Annotated in this window: 20 protein-coding genes and 1 pseudogene; 11 read left to right on the forward strand and 10 right to left on the reverse strand. The window is 69.0% G+C overall.

The window, feature by feature from the left end:
• Positions 1-71: 71 nt before the first annotated feature.
• Positions 72-611 (reverse strand): hypothetical protein, encoded by a 540-nt coding sequence (locus RSO68_RS07845; RefSeq protein ID WP_315586176.1) that lies wholly within the window; start codon positions 609-611, stop codon positions 72-74.
• Between the two features lie 586 nt (positions 612-1,197).
• Between RSO68_RS07845 and glnA the strand changes: the two genes are divergently transcribed.
• Entirely contained in the window at positions 1,198-2,604 is a 1,407-nt protein-coding gene (gene glnA / locus RSO68_RS07850) for a glutamate--ammonia ligase (RefSeq protein WP_089846619.1), read from the forward strand.
• Between the two features lie 91 nt (positions 2,605-2,695).
• Here glnA and RSO68_RS07855 read toward each other — a convergent pair whose 3' ends face one another.
• Positions 2,696-3,409, reverse strand: coding sequence for a ZIP family metal transporter (locus tag RSO68_RS07855; protein WP_315586177.1), 714 nt, complete (start codon positions 3,407-3,409; stop codon positions 2,696-2,698).
• Positions 3,410-3,558: 149 nt separating this feature from the next.
• Between RSO68_RS07855 and RSO68_RS07860 the strand changes: the two genes are divergently transcribed.
• The 4 genes and pseudogenes from RSO68_RS07860 to RSO68_RS07875 all read left to right on the forward strand — a co-directional run.
• On the forward strand, positions 3,559-4,137 hold the full coding sequence (locus tag RSO68_RS07860) for a DUF4124 domain-containing protein (protein ID WP_315586178.1): 579 nt from the start codon (positions 3,559-3,561) through the stop codon (positions 4,135-4,137).
• A 597-nt stretch (positions 4,138-4,734) separates the two neighbouring features.
• Entirely contained in the window at positions 4,735-5,781 is a 1,047-nt protein-coding gene (gene glnL, locus RSO68_RS07865; protein WP_315586179.1) for a nitrogen regulation protein NR(II), read from the forward strand.
• On the forward strand, positions 5,774-7,186 hold the full coding sequence (glnG, locus tag RSO68_RS07870; RefSeq protein ID WP_089846626.1) for a nitrogen regulation protein NR(I): 1,413 nt from the start codon (positions 5,774-5,776) through the stop codon (positions 7,184-7,186). The genes glnL and glnG overlap by 8 nt, the downstream gene beginning before the upstream one ends.
• Positions 7,185-7,352: pseudogene (locus RSO68_RS07875) on the forward strand (helix-turn-helix domain-containing protein); the annotation flags it as partial. The gene glnG and the pseudogene RSO68_RS07875, both read left to right, overlap by 2 nt.
• Positions 7,353-7,663: 311 nt before the next feature.
• Here the strand turns inward: RSO68_RS07875 and RSO68_RS07880 are convergent.
• Both RSO68_RS07880 and RSO68_RS07885 read right to left on the reverse strand, forming a co-directional pair.
• Positions 7,664-9,478 carry an aminopeptidase P family protein gene (locus RSO68_RS07880; RefSeq protein WP_315586180.1) on the reverse strand — a complete coding sequence of 605 codons (1,815 nt, stop codon included), beginning with the start codon at positions 9,476-9,478 and terminating at the stop codon, positions 7,664-7,666.
• 1 nt (position 9,479) lies between these two features.
• Complete coding sequence (locus RSO68_RS07885; RefSeq protein ID WP_315586181.1) at positions 9,480-11,060, reverse strand: peptide MFS transporter; 1,581 nt, start codon at positions 11,058-11,060, stop codon at positions 9,480-9,482.
• Between the two features lie 258 nt (positions 11,061-11,318).
• On the opposite strand from RSO68_RS07885, the gene RSO68_RS07890 reads away from it, so the two are divergent.
• Both RSO68_RS07890 and RSO68_RS07895 read left to right on the forward strand, forming a co-directional pair.
• Positions 11,319-12,668, forward strand: coding sequence for a deoxyguanosinetriphosphate triphosphohydrolase (locus RSO68_RS07890; protein ID WP_315586182.1), 1,350 nt, complete (start codon positions 11,319-11,321; stop codon positions 12,666-12,668).
• 2 nt (positions 12,669-12,670) lie between these two features.
• Entirely contained in the window at positions 12,671-13,525 is an 855-nt protein-coding gene (locus RSO68_RS07895) for a ribonuclease T2 family protein (protein ID WP_315586183.1), read from the forward strand.
• Between the two features lie 36 nt (positions 13,526-13,561).
• Here the strand turns inward: RSO68_RS07895 and RSO68_RS07900 are convergent, their stop codons facing one another.
• On the reverse strand, positions 13,562-14,461 hold the full coding sequence (locus RSO68_RS07900) for a nuclease-related domain-containing protein (protein ID WP_315586184.1): 900 nt from the start codon (positions 14,459-14,461) through the stop codon (positions 13,562-13,564).
• Positions 14,462-14,620: 159 nt separating this feature from the next.
• Between RSO68_RS07900 and RSO68_RS07905 the strand changes: the two genes are divergently transcribed.
• The gene (locus RSO68_RS07905) at positions 14,621-15,487 is read left to right on the forward strand and encodes an NAD-dependent protein deacetylase (protein ID WP_315586213.1); all 867 of its coding nucleotides are present in this window, start codon (positions 14,621-14,623) and stop codon (positions 15,485-15,487) included.
• On the opposite strand, the gene RSO68_RS07910 is transcribed toward RSO68_RS07905, so the two are convergent.
• Together RSO68_RS07910 and RSO68_RS07915 are read right to left on the reverse strand one after the other, a co-directional pair.
• A complete protein-coding gene (locus RSO68_RS07910) occupies positions 15,468-15,842 on the reverse strand; it encodes a translation initiation factor Sui1 (protein WP_315586185.1) in 375 nt (124 codons plus the stop codon). The genes RSO68_RS07905 and RSO68_RS07910 overlap by 20 nt on opposite strands.
• Positions 15,843-16,050: 208 nt before the next feature.
• A complete protein-coding gene (locus RSO68_RS07915) occupies positions 16,051-16,734 on the reverse strand; it encodes an HAD family hydrolase (protein ID WP_315586186.1) in 684 nt (227 codons plus the stop codon).
• Between the two features lie 232 nt (positions 16,735-16,966).
• Between RSO68_RS07915 and RSO68_RS07920 the strand changes: the two genes are divergently transcribed.
• Together RSO68_RS07920 and RSO68_RS07925 are read left to right on the forward strand one after the other, a co-directional pair.
• Complete coding sequence (locus RSO68_RS07920; RefSeq protein WP_089846641.1) at positions 16,967-17,350, forward strand: DUF6394 family protein; 384 nt, start codon at positions 16,967-16,969, stop codon at positions 17,348-17,350.
• Positions 17,351-17,416: 66 nt separating this feature from the next.
• On the forward strand, positions 17,417-19,150 hold the full coding sequence (locus tag RSO68_RS07925) for a potassium channel family protein (RefSeq protein WP_315586187.1): 1,734 nt from the start codon (positions 17,417-17,419) through the stop codon (positions 19,148-19,150).
• Positions 19,151-19,252: 102 nt separating this feature from the next.
• Here the strand turns inward: RSO68_RS07925 and RSO68_RS07930 are convergent, their stop codons facing one another.
• Positions 19,253-20,290: a sodium:calcium antiporter gene (locus tag RSO68_RS07930; RefSeq protein ID WP_315586188.1), complete on the reverse strand. Its 1,038-nt coding sequence runs from the start codon at positions 20,288-20,290 to the stop codon at positions 19,253-19,255.
• A gap of 203 nt (positions 20,291-20,493) precedes the next feature.
• Between RSO68_RS07930 and RSO68_RS07935 the strand changes: the two genes are divergently transcribed.
• Positions 20,494-21,099, forward strand: coding sequence for a histidine phosphatase family protein (locus RSO68_RS07935; protein ID WP_245781434.1), 606 nt, complete (start codon positions 20,494-20,496; stop codon positions 21,097-21,099).
• A 70-nt stretch (positions 21,100-21,169) separates the two neighbouring features.
• On the opposite strand, the gene fba is transcribed toward RSO68_RS07935, so the two are convergent.
• Together fba and RSO68_RS07945 are read right to left on the reverse strand one after the other, a co-directional pair.
• On the reverse strand, positions 21,170-22,234 hold the full coding sequence (fba, locus tag RSO68_RS07940; protein ID WP_089846649.1) for a class II fructose-bisphosphate aldolase: 1,065 nt from the start codon (positions 22,232-22,234) through the stop codon (positions 21,170-21,172).
• Between the two features lie 80 nt (positions 22,235-22,314).
• Entirely contained in the window at positions 22,315-23,481 is a 1,167-nt protein-coding gene (locus tag RSO68_RS07945) for a phosphoglycerate kinase (protein WP_315586189.1), read from the reverse strand.
• Between the last annotated feature and the right edge of the window lie 14 nt (positions 23,482-23,495).

Raw genomic sequence — 23,495 nt, forward strand, 5'->3', positions numbered from 1 at the left:
CGCCGTGAATCTTCCGTCACGACCATATATCAGTGGTTTGGGAGCCACTGAAAAGAGGGTGAAAGGGCGATTCAGGCCTCGACGGCGGTGACGCGTGCCTGGCAGGCATGCAGGCGGGCGATCAGGTCGGGCAGGGCCTCGGTGTCCAGCGACGGGTCGCAGCCGCCGATGCGCTCGAACCAGGCGCGGGAGACGCAGAGAGTGTCGGCGAGGGGCTGGTGGCGCAGGCGCTGCCAGAGCAGCATCAGCCGATTGGGACGCAGGGCGGTCAGGACCACGGCGTCCTGGGCATGACGTTCGATGTCGGCCAGGGTATCGACCAGCCAGCCGGGGGAGATGAGCGGCCCCGGGGCCGGGAACAGCAACACCTGCCCCTGGCTGTGGGCGACCGCCGTGTTGAGGCGGTCGCCAAGCGGGGTGCCCTCGGTGGTCACGAGGCGCACCTCGTGGCGACTGGCCATGCGCATCAGGCGCTGATCGCCGGTATCGTCGGCCAGCAGTAGCTCGAGCCGCAGGTCGCGGCGCTGTCTCAGGGGCCTCAGCGCCGCCAGGCGGCGCGGCAGGCCTGCACCCGAGGCGCGGGCATCGAGGAGGATGCTGCAGACGATCATGCTCGCGTCGGCTCCCTTGGTTGGGCGCGGGTCGCTTGGGATGGCACTCACCCCAGAATCCGCGCTGCCTCTCCGGAGCCCGCGCCACACCGGTCGGCGCCGCCATGTAAACGAGTGTAGTTTTTGGTGTTAACACGTATCAATGCGCATCGGACTGATATTTCTGTGTTGCGAAGATGACCTTCCGACCGCAGCAGGGATGAGGGAGGCCATCGCATGGCGTCGGGGCACGGAGGGCCGAAGCGCGGTTCGCGAGACATTCTGGTGCGAGGGACGTTTTTTGTGCACTTTTGTGGTGCGTAAAGGCGGGTGATGCGGTGCGCGGAAAAAATGAATGGCGATTCTGGTGCATGAGTCGGCCAGGAGTGGATGGAGAAAAACCTTTTTAATCAGTGGCTTGTGATGTTGTTGTCGTTCGGTGGTGCAAAGCTGGCACGCGGCCTGCATTCTTATCGGCAAGGTTATCTTGCGGCAGGGTGGCCGTGGGCATCGGCCCGGCGGCATGCTACAACAGCGTCGGAACCCACCTGCGGCAATGCCCTGACACCGCTCAAGCTTTTCAGCTCAGCTCACTGTGGAGGACTCCATGTCCGATAAGACACTCGCCCTGATTGAAGAACACGACGTGAAGTGGATCGACCTGCGCTTTACCGATACGCGTGGCAAGGAACAGCACGTGACCATCCCGGCGCGCGACGTCGACGAGGAGTTTTTCGAGAACGGTCAGATGTTCGACGGCTCCTCCATCTCCGGCTGGAAGGGCATCAACGAATCCGACATGATCCTGCGTCCGGAAGACGGCTCCGGCTTCCTCGACCCCTTCACCGAAGACGCCACCCTGGTGCTGCGCTGCGACATCATCGAGCCGGCCACCATGCAGGGCTACGAGCGCGATCCGCGCTCCATCGCCAAGCGCGCCGAGGCCTTCCTGCAGTCCTCCGGCCTGGGCGACACCGCCTTCTTCGGTCCGGAGCCCGAGTTCTTCATCTTCGACGAGGTGCACTGGAAGTCCGATATCGAGGGCTCCATGTACAAGATCTCCTCCGAAGAGGGTGCCTGGTCCACCGACCGCTCGGTGGAGGGCGGTAACCTGGCCCACCGTCCGCGGGTCAAGGGTGGCTACTTCCCGGTGCCGCCGGTGGACAGCTTCCACGACATTCGCGGCGCCATGTGCAACACCCTGGAGGCCATCGGCCAGACGGTCGAGGTGCATCACCACGAGGTGGCCAACGCCGGCCAGAACGAGATCGGCGTGAAGTTCAACACCCTGGTCAAGAAGGCCGACGAGGTCCAGGAAATGAAGTACGTGATCCACAACGTGGCTCACGCTTACGGCAAGACCGCGACCTTCATGCCCAAGCCGCTGGTCGGCGACAACGGCAGCGGCATGCACGTGCACCAGTCGTTCTGGAAGGATGGCACCAACCAGTTCGCCGGCGACGAGTACGCGGGTCTCTCCGAGATGGCGCTCTACTACATCGGCGGTGTCATCAAGCACGCTCGTGCCCTGAACGCCTTCACCAACGCCTCCACCAACTCCTACAAGCGTCTGGTGCCGGGCTTCGAGGCGCCGGTGATGCTGGCCTACAGCGCCCGCAACCGCTCCGCCTCCATCCGTATCCCCTACACCGCGAGCCCCAAGGGCAAGCGTGTCGAGCTGCGCTTCCCCGATCCGACCGCCAATCCCTACCTCTGCTTCGCGGCGATGCTGATGGCCGGTATCGACGGCATCCGCAACAAGATCCATCCCGGCGATGCCATGGACAAGAACCTCTACGACCTGCCGCCGGAAGAGGGCAAGTCGATTCCGACCGTGGCCGAGAGCCTTGACCAGGCCCTCGCGGCGCTGGACGCCGATCGCAGCTTCCTCACCGAGGGTGGCGTCTTCACCGACGACATGATCGATGCCTACATCGAGCTGCTCGAAGAAGACGTGGAGCGTATCCGCATGACCACGCACCCGATCGAGTTCGACATGTACTACAGCTGCTGAGCCCGCGGCGCCTGGCGCCGCGTCCAGCATCGCAAGAGGCACGCCCATGGGCGTGCCTCTTTTTGTTGGTACTTCACCGGTCAGTCCGGTGCTAGATCAGCAGCATGTGGCCGACGAGGCCCAGCGCGAAGCCCAGTACCGCGCCCAGGGGCGGTCCCCAGTGGTAGTCGAGCTTGGCCTGGGGCGCGAGGTCCTGGAACACCGAATAGAGGATGCCGCCGGCGGCGAACAGCATGATCATCGCCACCGCCGTGGGATACGGTGCCAGCCACAGGAAGCCGCTCAACCCGGCCAGCGGCCCCAGCCAGGCCATGGCGAAGAACATCGCGATCAGCCGGCGGCTCGAGTAGTGGGTGGTGCTGCGCAGTTCGTGGTAGGCGTTGAAGCCTTCGGGCAGGTTCTGCAGCGCCATCAGGCCGGCGAGCAGCAGGCTGCCGCTGCTGCCGTGGGCGAAGGCCGCCCCCAGGGCCAGGGCCTCGGGCACGAAGTCCGCGAGCATGGCCGCCAGCTGACTGGCCGAGGTGCCGCTGCGGTGCAGGGCGATGTCCAGGGCCATGAAGGCCAGCCCGCCGGCCACGAAGCAGCCTGCGGCGGTGGCGATGTCGAGAACCGGCAGGCTGTCCGGCACCAGCACCAGCGCCACCGCCGAGAGCAGGGCGCCGCCGCCGAAGGCGATGATGCCGTGGCGCAGCTCGTTTTCGAGCCAGTCGATCGGGATGCACTCCACCCGTGCCAGCCAGGCGCCCATCGGCATCGCCATGCCGGCCATCAGCGTGAGCACGATCACCGTCTGCCAGGCGTCCATACGTCGTCTCCTTCTTCCATCACGGCATGACGTCTTCACCGGAGCGGATCGGTCGGCCCGGGGAGCGCCATCCGCGTTCCTTGGGCGGTCGCTTCTGCGCTAGTCTGTCATCATAAAGGGAAATTCATCGATCACGCAGGAATCGGCGCATGAACAAGGCACTGGCAGTGGTGGCGCTGGGGCTGTCGTTGAGCCTGGCGGCTCACGCCCAGACCATCTACCGCACCACCGACGCCCAGGGCAATACGGTGTTCACCGACAATCCCGAGGGCGGCGGCGAGGAGGTGACGCTCGACTCGCTCACCGTGGTGCCGAGTCCCGGCGAGGCGACGAGCATGGCGCCGGTGGCCCAGGGCGGACGGGACGAGCCCGACACGGCAGCGCCGGGGCAGCCGTTCATGCCCTACGATCGCTTCGGCATCCTCTCGCCCGGCCAGGAAGAGACCCTGCCCACCGGCGCGGCGGGTAACGTCCAGGTGAACCTGGGCATCCAGCCGGCGCTGCGCGAGGACCACCGGGTGCGCCTGCTGGTGGATGGGCGCGTCAGCCAGTCGGCCATGCACACCGATACCTTCCTGCTCAACAACCTCGCGCGCGGTGAGCACGTGCTGCAGGCCGAGCTGCTGGACGGTGGTGGGGCGGTGCGCCATCGCAGCTCGCCGGTGACCCTCTACGTGCAGCGGGCCAGCGTCAACCTGCCCAGCAACCCCAATAACCCGAGCGGTTAGCTCGCCCCTCGCCGGACACATCGGCCGCCGTGTCCGGACGGCACCTACCGGCCCTGTCGCGAGCCCCCGCCCCGCGACGAGGGCCGCTTCGATGCCTTCGAGCACGCCGACCGGGTGAAGGAGGGACGCGCCTTCGAGCACCTCGACCGGCTACGTGACGGGCGAAGGGACAATCCCGCCTTTCACCCTCCCCATTATCCGCCGATTCATGGCCCCAAGCCCCATTACCCGCCGTACCGGCATCCCTTGCCCCACTATCCGCCGTCCCCGCATCACCGGCGCGATCCCTCGACGCGCGAGCGCTTCTCGATCGATCGGCGTTTGCACCGCCCGCTCTCGCCCCACGACGTGCCCTGATCGATCGGCCCGCCCGGGCGCGAGACACGATGGCATCCCTGGGATTCACCTAAACAGTGGCACGTAAACGGGCGTTCGATGGCCTGATGCACTAAAGTGGTGCGCCAAGATGGGGCGGTCCTGCCCCGGAAAGGCGCCGCCAGCCGTCTCATGAGGTGGCGCGCTTCTTGCAGGTCTTCTCCCATGCAGGCTCACGGCGCTTCTCCGGAAGGCGCTCACCGGATCGGGCAGGACGGCTTCATGTATCGACGCTTGATGGAACATCTCACCACCGCGGTGCTGCTACTCGATGGCGAGCTGCACCTGCGCTGGATGAACCCGGCCGCGGAGGCGCTGCTGGCGATCAGCTTGAGCCGCCTCAAGGGCCAGCCCCTGCCATCCCTGATTGATGGGGAGGAGGATATCGGCGGGCTGCTGGCCAAGGCCCGAGACGAATTCCATCCCTTCACCCAGCGCGAGGCGCGCCTGACGCTGACCACCGGCGAGGTCCTGACCGTCGACTACACGGTGTCGCCGCTCGGCGCCGACGAGTTGCTGCTCGAGGTGGAGCCCCGCGACCGGCTCTTGAGGATCTCCCGCGAGGAGGCGCTGCAGACCCGCCAGGAGACCATCAAGGTGCTGGCCCGGGGACTGGCCCACGAGGTCAAGAACCCCCTGGGCGGGATCCGCGGGGCGGCCCAGCTGCTGGAGCGGGATCTCGCCGATCCCGGCCTCAAGGAGTTCACCCGCATCATCATCGAGGAGGTCGATCGGCTGCGCGACCTCGTCGATTCGATGCTCGGGCCCAACCGGATGGTGCGTCATGAGCCGCTCAACATTCATAAGGTGCTCGAGCGGGTCCGCGCGCTGCTGATCGTCGAACACCCGGCCGTGTGGATCGAGCGCGACTACGATCCCAGCCTGCCGGAGCTCTCCGGCGACGAGTCGCAGATGATCCAAGCCCTGCTCAATGTGGCGCGCAACGCCGTGGAGGCGATGACCGAGGCCGGTACCGCCTCGCCGCGGCTCAGGCTGCGGACCCGCGCCCGCCGCCAGTTCACCCTGGGCGCCGAACGCCATCGCCTGGTCTGCGAGGTGGCGATCATCGACAACGGCCCGGGGATCCCCGACTCGCTGCGCGAGACGCTCTTCTACCCCATGGTCTCCGGTCGCGCCGAGGGCAGCGGCCTGGGACTCTCGATCGCCCAGTCGATCCTGCATCAGCACCAGGGGCTGATCGAGTGCGATTCGGTCCCCGGCCACACCCAATTCCGACTGCTGATTCCGCTGGAGAAGCGCCATGACTGATGTCGCCCGCGTCGTGGTCGTCGACGACGACCGCGCCATTCGCTGGGTGCTGGAGCGCGCCCTGGCCCAGCCCGATCTCGAGGTGGAGACCCTTGATCGTGCCGATCACGCCCTCGAGCGCCTGCTCGAGGACCCGCCCGAGGTGCTGGTCACCGATATCCGCATGCCGGGGCTCGACGGCCTGGACCTGATGGCCCGGGTGCGCGAGGCCCACCCGGAGCTGCCGGTGATCGTGATGACCGCCCACTCCGACCTCGACAGCGCCGTGGCCTCCTATCAGGGCGGCGCCTTCGAGTACCTGCCCAAACCCTTCGACGTCGACGAGGCGCTGGCCCTGGTGCGCCGGGCGGTGGCCCATGCCCGCGAGCGCAAGCGCCCGGTCAGCGTGCCCGAGGGGCTGGATGCCGAGATCATCGGCGAGGCCCCGGCCATGCAGGAGGTGTTTCGCGCCATCGGCCGACTGTCGCACTCGCACATCACGGTGCTGATCAACGGCGAGTCGGGCACCGGCAAGGAGCGCGTCGCCCGCGCCCTGCACCAGCACAGCCCGCGAGCCGGCAAGCCCTTCATCGCCCTGAACATGGCGGCGATTCCCAGGGACCTGATCGAGTCGGAGCTGTTCGGCCACGAGAAGGGCGCCTTCACCGGCGCCACGGCCCAGCGCCAGGGGCGCTTCGAGCAGGCCAACGGCGGCACCCTGTTCCTCGACGAGATCGGCGACATGCCGGCCGAGACCCAGACCCGCCTTCTGCGGGTGCTGGCCGACGGCGAGTTCTATCGGGTAGGCGGCCACACCTCGGTGAAGGTGGATGTGCGCATCATCGCCGCCACCCACCAGAACCTCGAGACCCTGGTGGAGGACGGGCGCTTCCGAGAGGATCTGTTCCATCGCCTCAACGTGATTCGCGTGCACCTGCCCACCCTGTCCCAGCGCCGCGAGGACATTCCGCGGCTGGCGCGCCACTTCCTCTCCGAGGCGGCCAAGGAGCTCGCCACCGACATCAAGGTGCTCACCCCCGAGGCCGAGGCTCACATCACCCGGCTGCCCTGGCCGGGCAACGTCCGCCAGCTCGAGAACACCTGCCGTTGGCTGACCGTGATGGCCTCCGGCCGCGAGGTGCTGGTCGAGGACCTGCCGCCGGAGCTGCGCGAGCCCGGCGCCACCGAGGGCAGCGTCGGCGACTGGCGCACCGCCTTCCGCGACTGGGCCGACCGCGCGCTGAGCGACGGCCATACCCACCTGCTCGAGGAGGCGGTGCCGGACTTCGAGCGCATCCTGATCGAGACCGCCCTCAAGCATACCGGCGGACGCAAGGGCGAGGCCGCCGAGCTGTTGGGCTGGGGGCGCAACACCTTGACCCGCAAGCTCAAGACCCTGCTGCCGGCGCTGGCCGAAGGAGAGTGAGGAGGCGGTGCCGCTTTCCAGAAATTCCGAGCGCATCCTGATCGAGACCGCCCTCAAGCATACCGGCGGACGCAAGGGCGAGGCCGCCGAGCTGCTGGGCTGGGGGCGCAACACCTTGACCCGCAAGCTCAAGACCCTGCTGCCGGCGCTGGCCGAAGGAGAATGAGGAGGTGGTGCCGCTTTCCAGAGCTCACGAGCGCCTCCTGATCGAGACCGCGCTCAAGCCCAGCGGCGGGCGCTCCCCACACGATCGGCGAGGCCGCGGAACTACTGGGCTGGGGGCGCAATGCCCTCTTTCTTGAAGGACCGGCAAGCTCAATATCTTGCCGCTGGTGCCGGCGGAGGATTAAGGCACGAAGCCGCCGATGCTGGCGGAGGACGTGCGGCGAGGAGCGAGAGAACAGCCTGCATCAAAAAGGGGCGCCGGCATGCCGGCGCCCCTTTTGTCGAGCCTCGCCCCGCGGGAGCGGTGCGCGATCAGCCGCGCGCGAGCGGCCGGGTGCGCGCCTCGAGCCAGGCCAGGGCGTCGCCCTCGAGCCTGGGCGCGAGGCGTTCACGCACTTCGGCGTGGTAGGCGTCGAGCCAGTCGGCCTCGGCGGCGTCGAGCAGCGCGACATCGAGGCAGCGGGTGTCGATCGGGCACAGGGTCAGCGTCTCGAAGCGCAGGAAGTCGCCGAAGTCGCTCGCCTCGGCCGGCCGGTTGGCGACCAGGTTCTCGATGCGCACGCCCCACTGCCCCGGGCGGTACACGCCGGGCTCGATGGAGGTGATCATCCCCGCGCGCATGGCGGTGTGGGGCGCCACCGGCGCGCCGGCGCTGATCACCTGGGGCCCCTCGTGGACGTTCAAGAAGTAGCCCACGCCGTGGCCGGTGCCGTGGCCGTAGTCGCGGCCGGTGGCCCACAGTGGCGCCCGGGCGATGGCGTCCAGGCGCGGCGCGGCGATGCCCTCCGGGAACCGGGCCCGGGACAGCGCGATGGTGCCCTTGAGCACCAGGCTGCAGTCCTCGCGCTGGGCCGCCGAGACCTCGCCCACCGGCACCATGCGGGTGATGTCGGTGGTGCCGCCGTGGTACTGGCCGCCGGAGTCGATCAGCAGCAGGCCGTCGCCCGCGATCACCGCGTGGGCCTCGGGCGTGGCCCGGTAGTGGGGCAGGGCACCGTTGGCGTTGAAGGCGGCGATGGTGTTGAAGCTCTCGCTGACGAAGTGGGGATCCCGGACGCGCTCCTCGCGCAGCCGCGTCTCCACGTCCAGCTCGGTGACCCGCTCGCCCTCGGATAGCGCCCGCTCCAGCCAGGCGAAGAAGCGGCACAGGGCGGCGCCGTCGGCCTCCATGGTGCGGCGCACGTGGGCCAGCTCGGCGTCGCTCTTGCGGCCCTTGTCCAGGGTGCTGGGCTGGAAGGCCTCGACCACCGCCATCTCTGCGGGCAGCGCCTCGCGGGTGCCCAGGGTCAGCTTGGCCGGGTCGAGCAGCACGCGCTCATCGGCCGGCAGGGCGGCGAGGCGCGCGCGCCAGGCGTCGTAGGGGGCGACGGCGATGCCGTCGGCGGCCAGCGCCGCCTCGAGCTCGGCCTCGAGGGTACCGGGGGCGACGAACAGGGTGGCCGTCTCGCGGCCGACCAGCAGGTGGGCGAGGAACACCGGGTTGTAGGCGACGTCGTCGCCGCGCAGCTGAGTCAGCCAGGCGATGTCGTCCAGGGTCGAGATCGGGTGCCAGTCGGCGCCGTGCTCGGCCATGGCCGCGCGAAGCCGCGCCAGGCGCTCGGGGCGCGTCTCGTCCCGGAAGGCGGCGGGCTGGGCGTAGAGCGGCTGGGCGGGCAGCGCCGGGCGGTCCGGCCAGACGGCGTCGAGCAGGTCCAGGTCGCCGCGCCGGGCGATGCCGACCGGGCCGAGGATCTCCTCCATCTGCCGCGCGTGGGCCAGCGACACCACCTGGGCGTCGTAGCCGAGGGTGGCGCCGGCCGGCAGGCGCTCGGCCAGCCAGGTCATGGGCGCCGTCGCCTGGCCCTGGACGAGCTTCATCATCTCGATGCCGGAGCCCGCCAGCTGGGCCTCGGCCTGCACGAAGTAGCGGCTGTCGACCCACAGCCCGGCGGCGTCCTGGGTCACCACCAGGGTGCCCACCGAGCCGTCGAAGCCGGAGAGCCAGGCGCGGCCGGCCCAGTGCTCGGGCAGATACTCGGAGTTATGGGGGTCGGAGGAGGGCAGCCACCAGGCGTCGATGGCGTGTTCGCGCATGGCGGCGCGCAGGGCGGCGAGGCGATCCGCGGGAGTCGAGGGGGCGTGGCTCATGTCAGGCTCCGGTGGTGGAAGTGGAAGGGGACGAGGCAGCGGCATCCTGCTGGCTGCCCTTGAGCATGCGGCTGATCAGCGGCGTCAGCAGCGCCAGTACCAGGGCACAGAGTACCAGCGCCACGGCCGAGCGGCCGAACAGCGCCGGCAGCTCGGTGAGCTTGTCGGCGCTGACGTTGCCGCCGATCAGCCCGGCCACCAGGTTGCCCAGCGCCAGCGAGGTGAACCACAGCCCCATCAGCTGGCCGCGGATGCGCCGGGGCGCCAGGGTGCTCATGGTGGAGAGGCCCACCGGGCTCAGGCACATCTCGCCGAGGGTCAGCAGCAGCAGGCTGGCGGTGATCCACAGCGGCGAGACCAGGCCGTCGCCGACGAGCACCTGGCGCGCGGCGAGCATCATCAGGCCGAAGCCGGCGGCGGCGAACAGCAGGCCCATCACGAACTTGGTGGCGCTGCTCGGTTCCAGGCCGCGGCGGCCCAGCAGCGGCCACAGCCAGCCGAACAGCGGGCCGAGCAGGATGATGAAGACGGCGTTGAGCGACTGGAACCAGACCGTGGGGATCTCCCAGCCGCCGAACAGCGCGCGGTCGGTGTAGTCGTTGGCGAAGAGGTTGTAGGAGGTGGGCTGCTGCTCGAAGGAGGCCCAGAAGAAGGCCGAGGCGACGATCAGCAGGAAGGCCACCACCACCCGGGCGCGCTCGCGGGCGTCGAGGCCGGCGAAGGCCAACAGGTAGACGAAGAAGCCCAGGGCGCAGACGATGATCACGCTGGTCATGGCCTCGGCGATCGCCACCGGCTCCAGCTGGATCATTCCGACGGCCGCGAGGCTCACCAGGGCGGCGGCGAGGATCGACAGTCCCGAGACCGCCAGGCCCACGCCGCGGCGCTGTACGGCTGGGGCGTCCCAGCTGGAGTCGCGGCCCTGCTGGCGGTCGGCGCGGCGCATGGCGGGAATCGCCCAGAGGCGGAAGATCAGCAGCGCGGCCAGCATGCCCAGCCCGCCGATGCCGAAGCCCCAGTGCCAGCCGCCGCTCTCGATCAGCAGCCCGGTCATCAGCGGGGCCAGCAGGGCGCCCAGGTTGATGCCCATGTAGAAGATCGCGAAGCCGCCGTCGCGGCGCGCATCGCCCTCGTCGTAGAGGCTACCCACCATCACGGTGATGCAGGTCTTGAACAGCCCCGAGCCCAGCACGATCAGCAGCAGGCCGATGAAGAAGGCGGTGGCGCCCCACAGCGCCGAGAGGGCGATGGCCAGGTGGCCCAGGGCGATCAGGATCGAGCCGTACCAGACGGCGCGGCGCTGGCCGAGCCAGTTGTCGGCCAGCCAGCCGCCGGGCAGGGCCGAGAGATAGATGGCGCCGGCGTAGATGCCGACGATGGCCGCGGCGTCCTCGCGGCTGAAGCCCAGGCCGCCCTCGGCGAGGCCGGCGGCCATGAACAGCACCAGCAGCGGGCGAATGCCGTAGTAGGAGAAGCGCTCCCACATCTCGGTGAAGAACAGCGACCCCAGCGGGCGGGGGTGGCCGAAGAAGCCGTGATCCCGTCGGGACGTCGCGTCGGGGGCATCGGAGGTTGAGGACATGGATCGTCTGCCTTGTGAGGTGTTGGTGGCGTCACGGACCGTGCCGAGTCGTGTGATGTCAGGCGACCCTGTGGCCTGGCTCGCTTTTATCTGGTGTTTTTACTGAAAGGCACGGCGTATGCAGGCGATTCTATGGAAATTTGTTAGTCGGCGAAACGATATGGCGATCGAGCGTCGCTATCCTGCAAGCCCGCGGCGCGGCGATGGCAATCTCGCGCATCCCGGTGCCAGAATGGAACCTCCAAGGAGAGATTGCCCATGACGCAGATGAGCTGGGAGCGGCTGCTCGATCCGGGGCGGCTGCACGACCGTCGCGGCGCGCGCCCCGGGAGCGGGCGCGGCGAGATCGGCCGCAGCCCCTTCCACAAGGATCACGACCGGATCGTCTTCGCCGGCTCCTTCCGCCGCCTGGGGCGCAAGACTCAAGTGCACCCGCTGACCGATAACGACCATATCCACACCCGCCTGACGCATTCGCTGGAGGTGGGCTGCGTGGGGCGCTCGCTCGGCATGATCGTCGGTGAGCGCCTCAGTGAGCGCCTGCCGGCCTGGATCACCCCGGCCGATCTGGGGGTGATCGTCCAGGCGGCGTGCCTCGGGCACGACATCGGCAACCCGCCCTTCGGCCACGCCGGCGAGTACGCCATCCGCGACTGGTTCGCCCGCGCCGAGGTCGATGGCAGCGGGCTGCTCGACGGGCTGTCGGCGCGCGAGCGCGAGGACCTGCTCACCTACGAGGGCAACGCCCAGGGCTTTCGCATCGTCACCCAGATCGAGTACAACCAGTTCCGCGGCGGCATGCGCCTGACCACCGCGACGCTGGGTACCCTGCTCAAGTATCCCTGGACCGTCGAGCACGGCGGGGCGGCCGGCAAGTTCGGCTGCTACCAGAGCGAACGCGCACTGCTCGAGGAGGTGGCCGACCGGCTCGGCCTGCTGCCCCGCGGCCAGGATCGCTGGTGTCGCCACCCGCTGGCCTGGCTGGTCGAGGCGGCCGACGACATCTGCTACGCGCTGCTCGACCTCGAGGACGGCCTGGAGATGGGCATCCTCGGCTTCGACGAGGTGGCCGAGATCCTCACCCAGATCGCCGGCGGCGTGCCGCCGGACTACGCCGAGATGCAGCAGAGCGGCGTCTCCCAGCGCCGGCGCATCGCCGCCCTGCGCGGGGCCGCCATGGAGCGCGCGGTGAGCGACGTCGGCGCGGTCTTCGTGCAGCACGAGACGGAGCTTCTGGGCGGGCGCCTCCAGGACGATCTTCTGGAGCTCTGCCATCCGGACCTCGGCTGGGGGGTAAAGGCGGCCAAGCAGCTGGCCCGCAAGCGGATCTTCCAGAACGAGCGCAAGGCCAAGCTGGAGATCGGCGCCTACACCACCCTAGGCATCCTGCTGGAGGCCTTTATCGGCGCCGCCCACGAGCTGCACTACCAGGGCCGCTCCACCTTCAAGCACCAGCGGGTGCTGGCGCTGATCGGTGAGAACACCCCGCGATCCTCCTGGAGCCTCTATGACAGCTACCGGCGCATGCTCGACTTCATCGGCGGCATGACCGACCACTACGCGGTGGACCTGGCCCAGGAGATGGGCGGCCGGCTGAGGGGGGACTGAGCATGGGAGGCTGGCGTCATCTAGGGAGGGGGCTGGCGCTGGCACTGCTGGCCAGCCTCGCGGCGGCCTCGGCCGTGTCGGGCGCGCAGGCATCGGGCGCGGTGGAAGATGCACAGGCGTCGTTCGCACAGGCCTCGGGGGAAGAGCAAAACGCCCCGCTCGCGGCGCTCCCGGTCGAGGGCTTCGATCACTACACCCTGGCGCTGACCTGGCACCCCGGCTTCTGCGCGAGCCGCTCACGTCCGCCGCGGGAGTGTCGCGAGCCGGCCCTTGCCGAGGGCGCCGATCGCGGGTTCGTGCTGCACGGCCTGTGGCCCTCGCTGCCCGAGCGCTTCGCCGAGCGGGGCGTCGATCGGCGCCGCTGGTGGCGCGACGGCTGCTTTCTCGAGACGCCCCGCGCCGATGGCGGCTTCTGTCGCGCCCATCCGCCGCTGGACCTGCCGGCGGGGCTTTCACGGCGCCTCGAGGCGGCGATGCCGGGGCGCGCCAGCTGCCTGGATCGCTACCAGTACGCCAAGCATGCCGCCTGCCTGGCGCTGCCCGAGGCCGCCTACTTCGCGGCCTCGGTGGCCCTGGTCGAGGCGGTCAACGAGAGCGCCTTCGGCGCCTTCGTGACGCTGAACCAGGGCGGTGAGGTGGCGCGCAACGCGCTGATCGATGCCTTCGAGGCGGCCTTCGGCGAACAGACCGGGAGGGCGCTGCGGCTCTCCTGCGGCGGGCGGGGCAACCGGCTGCTCACCGAGGTGCGGATCGGTATCGCGGCCGACCGGCTGGCGAGCTTCCCCGCGGCCGAGAGCCTGGTGCGCCAGCCGCGCGGCCGCTGCGCGACGCGGGTGCGCATCGTCAGTTTTGATTGACGGCGATCTTCGGTGAATCGGCGGGGGTGCTCGGGGTCAGGCCGCGGGGGGCGGGCTCGCCAGGCTGGCGCGCTGACGCAGGGCGACGATGGCAGCGTCGTGCAGGGCGGTGTCGATCTCGCCCTGCGAGCTCTCGCTGAGGCGCCGCGCCAGATCCTCGCCGTTGACCACCAGCAGATCATCCGTCGCGCCCGCCTCCTCGACCCGCCAGCCGGGCAGGGCCAGCACCCCCTTGACCGGCACCGCCTCGCCCACCTGGCGCTCCAGCCAGGTCGCCAGCCAGCGCGCGGCCTCGCGCGTCCTGTGCATCGGCGCCCGCTCGTTCCAGCCGGGGAAACGCAGTCGCGTCGCCTCGACGACGACGCGGTTGTCCTCCTGGCCGCCGGTTGAGAGGGCCGGCGGGCGGGCGCGAGTCTCGACCACGAAGATGCCGTGGGGGGTGACCGCCACGTGATCGAGGGACCGGCCGTCGCCCGGCACGTCGTGGAACACGAAGTAGGGATGGCCCTCGGGGCGGATCAGCCGCTCGAGCTCCTGACCCACGGCGAGCTCGCAGGCCAGCCCCAGCTTGAGCCGGCGGATGCGCTGGAAATCGCGGATCAGCAGCAAGCAGAACACCAGCACCAGCAGGGTGCTCAAGGCACCGTAGAGCGCCCACTCGATCCAGTTCTGCTGGTCGGCGAAGAGCATGCGGCCCATGCCGTAGACCAGCGGCGCCAGGACGACGATGGGGCCCAGGGCGCCGTCGAGGAACAGGCCGGCGAAGGCGCGATCGAGGCGGTCGCGCAGGCTCTGGCCGGGCTCCTTCAGCGGATGAGCATCGAAGGGCGAGTGCACCCGGGCATCGTGCAGGTTGCGCAGCGCCAGCACGATGACGGCGGTGGCCGCCAGCGGAAACAGGAAGATCAGCGGCAGCAGGTATTCCAGCCAGGCCATCGGGTGTCCTTGCCCTGAGGGAGAAGCTCCATTCTAGACAACCTGCCCCCCGGGGGGCCATGCTCACTTCGGCGTGGTCGGCGAGGCACGGGACGTGGGCGCGAGGAGGCAGACGTGAAACATCGCAGCGAGAGACAAGGCAGCGTTAGACAGAGCAGCGTGGCAGGCAGCGACCACGACCTTGAGGCCCTGGCGACTTTCGTGCGCCGGCATCCGCGGCTGGCCGTGCTCACGGGCGCCGGCATCAGCACGGCCAGCGGCATTCCCGACTACCGCGATGACCACGGCGACTGGAAGCGTCCCCCGCCGATGCAGCACCAGGCGTTCATGGGCAGTCACGCGGCGCGCCAGCGCTACTGGGCGCGGGCGCTGATCGGCTTTCGCGCCCTGCAGGAGGCAACCCCCAACGCGGCCCACGCGGCGCTGGCCCGGCTCGAGGCGCTGGGCCACGTGAACGGCGTGATCACCCAGAACGTCGACGGCCTGCACCAGCGGGCCGGCTCGCGGCGGGTGATCGACCTGCACGGCCGGGCCGATCGGGTACGCTGCATGGGCTGCGGCGCCCAACGCATGCGCCACGACCTGCACGCCGAACTGGCCGAGCGCAATCCCTACTGGCGGGAAGTCGGCGCCCGGGCGGGGCCCGATGGCGACGCCGACCTCGAGGCAGACTTCACCGATTTCCGGGTGCCCGGCTGCACGCGCTGCGGCGACGGCATCTACAAGCCCGACGTGGTGTTCTTCGGCGACAGCGTGCCGCGCGACACCGTGGAGGCCGCCTTCACCCTGCTCGGCGAGAGCGATGCCCTGCTGGTGGTGGGGTCGTCGCTGATGGTCTTCTCCGGGTTCCGCTTCGCTCGGGCCGCGGCCAGGGAGGGGCGGCCCATCGCCTGCCTCAACCTGGGCCGTACCCGCGCCGACGACCTCTATGCCCTGAAGGTGGCCGCCTCCGCCGACGCCCTGGTGGGCCTGTGCGAGGCGCTGGACTCAGCCCCCGGGGCCTCGTTCAGCCGCCGGCCAGCTTGACCCGGTAGCCGCGCTGCTCGAGCTCGGCATTGAGCACCTCGCGCTGGTCGCCCTGGATCTCGATGATCCCCTCCTTGACGGCACCGCCCGTGCCGCAGCGCTTCTTGAGCGCTTTGGCCAGGGTCTTGAGCTCGTCGGCCGGTAGCGGGATGCCCTCCAGGGTGGTCACGCCCTTGCCCCTGCGGCCGCTGGTCTCGCGACGAATGCGCACCGTGCCGTCGAGCTCGGCCAGGCGCCGCTGTTCGGCCTGCTCGGCACAGGCGCACTCGGCCAGGGGGCGGCGGCACTCCGGGCAGGTATCGCCGTGTTCGGTGGAATAGACCAGCCCACCGAGCTGCTCCTTAAGGGATGCCATGGGGCCTCCTCGCGATTGCGTGTGTCGCTGCGATGATAGCCATCCCGGCGGCGGGCTGCATCCGCCAGACTATCCACAGCCCACGCAAGACATTCCATGCACAGCAGGCTGTGGATAGTAGGTTGTGGATAGCAGGTTGTGAGTGGCAGGCGTGATCAGGGGGATGGACAGGCGGTGTGGACAGGCATGGTGACTAGAGGCACGGCGCTCAGGCGTGGGCGGCCAGAGCGCGGCTCGTTTCCAGATGGGCGATGACCGTGGGCAGCTGGAACATGTTGCTGATCATGATCGCCCCGGCGGGGGTCTCTTCCACGTCGGGGAAGCGGTTGAGATGGATCACCGTCATGCCGGCGGCCAGGGCGCCGCGCACGCCGACCATGGCGTCGTCGATCACCACGCAGTCTTCCGAGGCGAAGCCCATCCGGCTGGCGGCATGGTGGAAGAGACAGGGGTCGGGTTTCCAGCACTGGGCGGTATAGGCGCTGAACAGGCGGTCGCCGAACATCGCGGAGAGGCCGGTGGCGTCAAGCGAGGTGCGGATCTTGTTCTCCGGGCCGTTGGAGACCACGCCCATGGGGTGGCCGGTCAGGGCGGCCAGCGCCTCGGCGGCGCCGTCGATGGCGATCAGTTCACTGGCCAGGCGCCGATTGAGGTTGGCGCGCATGCGGGCCTCTAGGGCATCGAGCCGCTCGGGGTCGACGCTGCCGTAGCGCTGCTCCAGCGCAGCGACGATACGCCGAAAGCGGGCGCCGCGAAACTCTCCCATGTAGTCGCTGGGACGAAACGGCAGGCCGGCCTCGGTGAGGCTCGAGGACATCTCGCTGGCGAGCAGCGGTTCGCTGTCGACCAGGGTGCCGTCACAATCGAAGAGCAGGCAGAGGGGGCGTGCCATCACCGGGCCTCATGGGAAGTCAAAAAGTCATAACGTTATTGTTACAGATATCGGAACGTCCTGCCCAACAGTAAAGCCCAGTTTTCGCATTTTGTGAACAGTGTTCTTGAATCTCGGGAGCCGGTCGGCGCCAGGAGCTCACCGTGCCTCGGCTCGACCCCCACCGCCGACGGTCGCGGTATATGAGAATTCATGCCTATACTGACGGCGCGCCCCGGTCAGGAGCAGGTTCATGAATCTCGAACGCGTCGTCTTTGGTTTTTTCGTCATTCTCACCCTGAGCCTCAACGCCGCCTTCGTGGCGGGGGGCGTCGAGACGGCCGCCCATCATAATGTCTGGATCCTCACCTTCACCATCATCGTCAACCTGGTCGCCATCGGCTTGAAACTGGGGGACCGCTCCCAGACCGGGGCCTTGCTGCTGGCGTCTGGCCTGGTGGCCGGCTTGCTGCTGATCACGGCGCGCATCGTCTGGATCGTCGCCGACCCCGAGGGCGGCAGCGGGCCGGGGCCGGGCGACATGGCCGATATCGTCTCGATCGCCATGGGGGCGCTGGTCGCGAACATCATCGCGACGGTGATCCTGGTCGGCGATACGCTGCTCTCGCGGCGCTGACGTCATGCGTGGCTGAGTTCAGCGTGGCCGCCGCCATCCGGAACAGGCACAGGGAGGACTGACCCCGTGACGCCGACCTCCGATCTCGACCGCGTGGCGATGATCGTGCTGCGCTACATGCGCCGGCCGCTGTTCGTGCTGCTGTTCGTCTATTCGGTGGGCATCATGGGCATGGCCCTGATGCCGGGAAAGGTCGTCGAGGGCGAGACGACCCACATGAACCTCTTCCATGCCTTCTACTTCTTCACCTACACGGCGACCACCACCGGGTTCGGCGAGCTGCCGAACGGCTTCAGCGAGGAGCAGCGGCTGTGGACGATCTTCTGCCTCTATACCGGCGTCATCGCCTGGTTCTATGCGATCGGCTCGCTGATTCAGCTGGTGCAGAATCCCCATTTCATCCAGGCCATGGACGGCTTCCGGTTCGCCCGCAAGGTCAAGAGCAATGCGGAACCCTTCGTCATCCTCTGCGGGTTCGGCGATGCCGGCAGCCTGCTGGCCCGGGGCCTGAGCGACCACCGGATGCGCGCGGTGATCCTCGATGCCGACCCCGAGCGCATCAAGGCCCTGGGCGTGCGCGACTACACGGTCCCGATGCCGGGCCTGCACGCGGATGCCAGCGCGCCGAAGCACTTGCTGGCCGCGGGGGTGGAGCACCCGGCCTGCCGAGCCCTGGTCGCGCTGACCAACGATGACGACGTCAACCTCAAGATCGCGGTGATGGCGCGCCACCTCAATCCGCGGCTGCGGGTCATCTGCCGTTCGACCTCGGCACGCCACGAGGCCAATCTGCGGGCGCTGGACAATGTCACGGTCGTCGATCCGTTCGAGATCTTTGCCCAGCTCGTCTCCCGGGCGATCGCGCGCTCCGAGCTGCATAACCTCAATGCCTGGTTCGTGGGGACGCGCGGCGTCGAGCTGGGCGCGCCGGTTCAGGTGCCGCGGGGCAATTGGATCCTCTGCGGGTACGGGCGAATGGGCCGCTGGATCCATCGCAACCTCCAGGCTCACGGCCTCGACGTCTGCATCATCGACCCGGAGGTGGACGCCAACCAGGTCGAAGAGGGGACGGCCATCGTCCGTGCGCATGCCGATCATGCGGCCCTGATGACCGCGGGGATCGATGACGCCGCCGGGGTCATCGCCGCGACGAATCGCGATGCCGACAACCTCAGCACGCTGCTCTCGGTCACCGAGCTCAACCCCCAGGCGTTTCGCATCGTGCGCCAGAACAGTCACGAGAATCAGGTCGCGTTCGATGCCGCTCGGGCCGACCTCGTCCTCCAGCACAGCCTGACTACGGCGCGCCGGATCCTGAAACTGTTGATTTCGCCCCTGGTGCAGGAACTGATCGACTGGCTCGCAGGGCGCGAACCGGCCCAGACGCGCGCCCTGGTGGCAAGGCTCAAGGCGGCCGTGGGCGAAGAGCCCCCGCACCTGTGGTCGATCAGGCTGGTCCCGAGCCAAGCACCGGCGGTGGTCGACTATCTGGAGGAAGGGGGGAGCCTGGCCCTGGGGCCGCTGTGCTGCGATGCGCGTGCGTTCCCGGCACGACTGGCGTGTGAGGCGCTGGCCGTTCACCGGGACGGCGAGTCGATCATGTTGCCGGATGCGGATTTTCCGCTGAGTGTCGACGACGAGATCCTTCTCTGCGGTACCCCCTGGTCGGAGTCGATGCTCCAGGCGACCCTGCATAACCCCTACACGCTTCACTATGTCGTCACCGGCGTCGATGAGCCGCGCGGCTATCTGTTCGCCTGGCTCGATGCGCGTCGGCGGCGTCGCGGCGCTCACTCCTAGTCCGGTCGTCGGCCTTCGCCATGACCGGCCCTGCGAGCATCCGCCGTGCGAGCACCGGCCGGGAAGGCGACAGTAGCTGGCTTTCTCGGGGCGCCTCGCCCCTCAGGGCGACAGCAGCAGCGTGAGCGCTCCGGCCAGGTAGCAGGCGATGATGCCGACGCTCTCGAAGCCGATGCGCGCCGGGCCCTGGCGCTCGCGATGCAGCATCCCGACCATCAGGATGGCGGTCATCAGCATCGCCAGGGCGACCCACAGCGAGACCGCGTCGGGAATGGCGTGATAGATCGAACCGCCGCGGTAGGCGATGTCCGAGGCCGCCACGAAGAGGGTATCGAAGGCGTTGCCGCCGATGATCCCCGCCACGGCCAGCGTCAGAGCGCCGCGTCGCACCGCCGCGATCGAGGTGACCAGCTCCGGCAGCGAGGTGACCACCGCGGTCATCAGCGCCCCCACCACCGATTGGCCGAGGCCGGTCTGTTCGGCGATCACCGCCGCGCAGCGCTCCAGCAGCCAGCCGCTCACGCCGAGCAGCGCCGCGAGCCCCGCGAAGGCGAGCCACAGTCGCGTCGCCGAGCGGCCCATGGCCTGTTCATCGGGCACGTCGGGTTCGGTGTCGCGGGTCTGAGCGGGTCGCCACATGGGGTTGTCACGGCTGAGGCTCACCAGGCGCAGGCCGAACAGGTAGACGAGCAGCAGCAGCGGGGTGACGGGATGCACCTGCCAGAGGGTCCACTCGGGGGCGAAGCGACCGACCAGCACCAGCGACAGCAGGCACAGCAGCAGCCCCCCCTGCATCAGGTTGCCAAGCGAGGCGGCGGCATGCTCCAGGTTGGCGCGCCGATGGGTGATGTCGGCGACGGTCAGAAACAGCGTCTGCACGGCGATGCCGCCGAGCGCATTGCTCATCGCCAGGGTCGGGCGGTCGGCCAGGGCCGCCGAGGCCGAAACCATCAGCCCCGACAGCGAGGTGGCCATGCCCAGCAGCAGGGTGCCGGCGATGGCCTCGCCCAGGCCGGTGCGATCCGCCAGGTCATCGACGATGCCGGTCAGCCGAGTGCCCACCACGCCGATCACCAGCGCGCAGCCGGCGAACAGCGAAAAGGCGGCGGCCAGGGACAGGTCGTTGAGCAGTGAGGTCATGGGATAGGCTTCCCGACTCTGGCCGTTGGGTGTGGCAAGCGTGGTGTGCTGTCCATGGAAGGCTCCTCGGCGTTGAGCATCACGAGCGTAACGTGGGATACCCCGCCAGGTCAGGGTTATTCCCACCGGCGGTCGATACTCGATGGGCTAGTCTGAACGAGTCACCGCGCTGTCGGTCTTCGCGAATCGCCCACGAGGTCAATATGCACTCAGCTCACCCGATGCCGTCGCGGCTGCCCCTGCTGAGGCGGGTGCTCCTGCGGGTGGTACTCCTCGCCTTGATCGCCGCTCATCCGGCCATGGCCAATGCGCAGGACGGCGATGATACCGCCTTGGCGGCGCTTGCCCGAGGCGGCCATGTCGCGCTGATGCGTCACGCCCTGGCCCCCGGCATCGGGGATCCGGCCGACTTCCGCCTGGGCGACTGTGCGACCCAGCGCAACCTGTCGGATGCCGGGCGTGAGCAGGCGCGTCGGATCGGTGCGCGGTTTCGCGAACGGGGGATCGAGATCGGTGAGGTGCGCTCCAGCCGCTGGTGCCGCTGCCTCGAGACCGCCCGGCTGCTCGGGCTTGGCGACGTCATCCCCACCCCGGCGCTGGACTCCTTCTTTCGCGATCGCGCGACGGCCGAGCGCCAGACCGCCTCGACTCGCGCCCTGATTCGCGGCTGGAACGGCGAGGGCAACCTGCTGCTGGTCACCCATCAGGTGAACATCACCGCGCTGGTGGGCGGCGGCGTCGGCTCCGGGGAGATCATCGTAGTGCGCGCGGACGAGGCGGGGCTGGTGCGGGTCGGCCGCCTGCGCTGAGGGCGTCACCGACACCGGAAACGACAGGGGCGGCCCCTTGGCCGCCCCTTTTTCGATCACTCCGTCGCGATCACTTCACCCGCGGATCGAGTTCGCCGCGTTCGTAGCGCAGGAACATCTCCTCGAGGTTGATCGGCTTGATCTTGCTGGCGTTGCCGGCGGTGCCGAAGGCCTCGTAGCGGGCCTTGCAGACCTCCTTCATGGCCGCGGTGCTGGCCTTGAGGAACTTGCGCGGGTCGAACTCGGCCGGGTTCTCGGCCAGGAAGCGACGCACCGCGCCGGTGGAGGCCAGGCGCAGGTCGGTGTCGATGTTGACCTTGCGCACGCCGTGCTTGATGCCCTCGACGATCTCCTCGACCGGCACGCCGTAGGTCTCGGGGATGGCGCCGCCGAACTCGTTGATGATCGCCAGCCACTCCTGGGGCACCGAGGAGGAGCCGTGCATCACCAGGTGGGTCTCGGGGATGCGGGCGTGGATCTCCTTGATGCGCTGGATGGAGAGGGTGTCGCCGGTGGGCGGCTGGGTGAACTTGTAGGCGCCGTGGCTGGTGCCGATGGCGATGGCCAGGGCATCCACCTGGGTCGCCTTGACGAACTCGGCGGCCTCTTCCGGGTCGGTGAGCAGCTGCTCCATGTCGAGCTTGCCCTCGGCGCCCACGCCGTCTTCCTCGCCGGCCATGCCGGTCTCGAGGCTGCCCAGGCAACCCAGCTCACCCTCGACGGAGACGCCGCAGGCGTGCGCCATCTCGACGGTGCGACGGGTGACGTCGACGTTGTAGGCGTAGTCGGCCGGGGTCTTGCCGTCTTCCTTGAGCGAGCCGTCCATCATCACCGAGGAGAAACCCAGCTGGATGGAGCGCTGGCACACCGCGGGGCTGGTGCCGTGGTCCTGGTGCATGACCACCGGGATGTGCGGGAACTCCTCGACGGCAGCCAGGATCAGGTGGCGCAGGAAGGGGGCACCGGCGTACTTGCGGGCGCCCGCGGAGGCCTGGACGATCACCGGCGAGTCGGTCTCGTCGGCGGCTTCCATGATGGCGCGCATCTGCTCGAGGTTGTTGACGTTGAAGGCCGGCACGCCGTAACCGTATTCGGCGGCGTGGTCCAGCATCTGTCGCATGCTGATCAGTGCCATGGGGGCTCCTGTGGTCTGTCGGGTCGTGTCGGCGCGGCGACTCGGGCCGCGCCGGCTGGGAAATCGGGGCTGCCGGCGCCTCAGCGGGCGGCGGCGTCTTCCAGGGCGGCCACCGCGGGCAGGGTCTTGCCCTCCACGTACTCGAGGAAGGCGCCGCCGCCGGTGGAGATGTAGGAGACGCGGTCCTCGATGCCGTACTTGTCGATGGCCGCGAGGGTGTCGCCGCCGCCGGCGATGGAGAAGCCGTGGCTCTCGGCGATGGCCCGCGACAGCGCCTCGGTGCCGTGGCCGAACTGGTCGATCTCGAACACGCCGACCGGGCCGTTCCAGAGGATGGTGCCGGCGTCCTTGAGCAGGCCGCCCAGGCGCCCGGCGGTCTCGGGGCCGATGTCGAGGATCATCTCGTCATCGCGCACCTGGTCGACGGGCTTGACCACCGCGGAGGCCGAGTCGGAGAACTCGGTGGCCACCACCACGTCGGTGGGCAGCGGGATCTCGACCTTGGCCATCAGCGCCTTGGCCTGATCGATCAGGTCGGCCTCGTGCAGCGACTTGCCGACGTTGTAGCCGGCCGCGGCGATGAAGGTGTTGGCGATGCCGCCACCGACGATCAGCTGGTCGCACTTCTCGGAGAGGGCGTTGAGCACCTCGAGCTTGGTGGAGACCTTGGAGCCGCCGACGATCGCGGCCATTGGCCGCTTCGGCGAGGCCAGCGCCTTCTCCAGGGCGTCGAGCTCGGCGGCCAGCAGCGGGCCGGCGCAGGCGGCCGGCGCGAAGCGCGCCACGCCGTGGGTGGAGGCCTGGGCGCGATGGGCGGTGCCGAAGGCGTCCATCACGAAGACGTCGCACAGCGCGGCGTAACGCTTCGCCAGGGCCTCGTCATCCTGCTTCTCGCCGCGGTTGAAGCGCACGTTCTCTAGCAGCACCACCTCGCCGTCGGCCACCTCGACCTCGCCGTCCAGGTAGGCCGCGACCAGGCGCACCGGGCGACCCAGCAGCTCGCCCAGGTGATCGGCCACCGGGGCCAGCGAGAACTCCTCGGCCGGCTCGCCCTCGGTGGGGCGACCCAGGTGGCTCATCAGCATCACCCGGGCGCCGGCCTCGAGGGCGGCATTGATGGTCGGCAGGCTGGCCCGCAGGCGGGCGTCGCTGGTCACCTTGCCGTGCTTGACGGGCACGTTCAGGTCCTCGCGGATCAGCACCCGCTGGCCGCTGAGGTCGAGGTCGGTCATCTTGCGCACGTTCATGGAAGCAGGTTCCT

Origin of the sequence: Halomonas saccharevitans (genome assembly GCF_032333995.1) — a bacterium.
Taxonomy (GTDB): Bacteria; Pseudomonadota; Gammaproteobacteria; order Pseudomonadales; family Halomonadaceae; genus Halomonas; species Halomonas saccharevitans.

Bases quoted from the DNA above. Each gene is read 5' to 3' on its own strand.
- RSO68_RS07845 (WP_315586176.1), bottom strand. From the start codon at position 611: ATGATCGTCTGCAGCATCCTCCTCGATGCCCGCGCCTCGGGTGCAGGC.
- glnA (WP_089846619.1), top strand. From the start codon at position 1,198: ATGTCCGATAAGACACTCGCCCTGATTGAAGAACACGACGTGAAGTGG.
- RSO68_RS07855 (WP_315586177.1), bottom strand. From the start codon at position 3,409: ATGGACGCCTGGCAGACGGTGATCGTGCTCACGCTGATGGCCGGCATG.
- RSO68_RS07860 (WP_315586178.1), top strand. From the start codon at position 3,559: ATGAACAAGGCACTGGCAGTGGTGGCGCTGGGGCTGTCGTTGAGCCTG.
- glnL (WP_315586179.1), top strand. From the start codon at position 4,735: ATGTATCGACGCTTGATGGAACATCTCACCACCGCGGTGCTGCTACTC.
- glnG (WP_089846626.1), top strand. From the start codon at position 5,774: ATGACTGATGTCGCCCGCGTCGTGGTCGTCGACGACGACCGCGCCATT.
- RSO68_RS07880 (WP_315586180.1), bottom strand. From the start codon at position 9,478: ATGAGCCACGCCCCCTCGACTCCCGCGGATCGCCTCGCCGCCCTGCGC.
- RSO68_RS07885 (WP_315586181.1), bottom strand. From the start codon at position 11,060: ATGTCCTCAACCTCCGATGCCCCCGACGCGACGTCCCGACGGGATCAC.
- RSO68_RS07890 (WP_315586182.1), top strand. From the start codon at position 11,319: ATGACGCAGATGAGCTGGGAGCGGCTGCTCGATCCGGGGCGGCTGCAC.
- RSO68_RS07895 (WP_315586183.1), top strand. From the start codon at position 12,671: ATGGGAGGCTGGCGTCATCTAGGGAGGGGGCTGGCGCTGGCACTGCTG.
- RSO68_RS07900 (WP_315586184.1), bottom strand. From the start codon at position 14,461: ATGGCCTGGCTGGAATACCTGCTGCCGCTGATCTTCCTGTTTCCGCTG.
- RSO68_RS07910 (WP_315586185.1), bottom strand. From the start codon at position 15,842: ATGGCATCCCTTAAGGAGCAGCTCGGTGGGCTGGTCTATTCCACCGAA.
- RSO68_RS07915 (WP_315586186.1), bottom strand. From the start codon at position 16,734: ATGGCACGCCCCCTCTGCCTGCTCTTCGATTGTGACGGCACCCTGGTC.
- RSO68_RS07920 (WP_089846641.1), top strand. From the start codon at position 16,967: ATGAATCTCGAACGCGTCGTCTTTGGTTTTTTCGTCATTCTCACCCTG.
- RSO68_RS07930 (WP_315586188.1), bottom strand. From the start codon at position 20,290: ATGACCTCACTGCTCAACGACCTGTCCCTGGCCGCCGCCTTTTCGCTG.
- RSO68_RS07935 (WP_245781434.1), top strand. From the start codon at position 20,494: ATGCACTCAGCTCACCCGATGCCGTCGCGGCTGCCCCTGCTGAGGCGG.
- fba (WP_089846649.1), bottom strand. From the start codon at position 22,234: ATGGCACTGATCAGCATGCGACAGATGCTGGACCACGCCGCCGAATAC.
- RSO68_RS07945 (WP_315586189.1), bottom strand. From the start codon at position 23,481: ATGAACGTGCGCAAGATGACCGACCTCGACCTCAGCGGCCAGCGGGTG.